Genomic DNA, 636 nt, shown 5'->3' on the forward strand with positions numbered 1-636 from the left:
ACCTCCCCTGCCGCAACATGCTGCTACAAGCTTTGTCCCTTTTTTCTTCTTTAGTATCTGCCGGCCTTTCCTCCTCGTCTCTGCCGTCTCTTTTCCTTCCCCTTCCCCCATCCCGTCTGCGTCTTTCCTCTTCCCCCTCATGCCCCCCTCTTCCCGTTCCTTTTCCCTCCTCCTCTCTCTTTCCTTCTCTTTCTTCCTCCCTTTCTTTCCCTTCTCCTTTCCCCTCCCTTTCTTCCTTCTCTTTCTCCCCTTTCTTTCTTTTCCCCCTTGTATGAACTTCCTCTCCCTCCTCTCCTCCTCCCTTTTTCCCCTCCCTTTTCTTCCCTTTTTCTTCTTTCTTTCTCTCCTCCTTTTCTTTCCCCCTTTTCTTCTTCCTCTCTTTCTTCTTCCCTCCCCCCTTTTTCTTCCCTTCTTCTTTCTTTCCCTTCCTCCCCCTCCCCCTCAGGTAAACTTTCCTCACGTCCATTGCTTCGTGCGTCTCTTCCTCTTTCCTCCCCTCTCTTCTCTTTTCTTCCTCCCTCCCTTCCTTTCCCCTTTCTTTCTCCTCTCTTCTTTTCTCTCCCTTTTCTTTCTTTTTCTTCCTTCCCTCCTTCTCTTCTCTCCTCTCCTTCCCTCCCTCTTTCTTTCTCTGTTTTC

The 636-nt window shown here is 49.8% G+C and carries 1 protein-coding gene; it reads right to left on the reverse strand.

The window, feature by feature from the left end:
• Window positions 1–137: 137 nt before the first annotated feature.
• On the reverse strand, window positions 138–636 hold a 499-nt coding region (locus E1963_RS21055; protein WP_243117817.1), incomplete at its 5' end, for a hypothetical protein.

It is taken from the genome of Extibacter muris, assembly GCF_004345005.1.
GTDB classification, from domain to species: domain Bacteria; phylum Bacillota; class Clostridia; order Lachnospirales; family Lachnospiraceae; genus Extibacter; species Extibacter muris.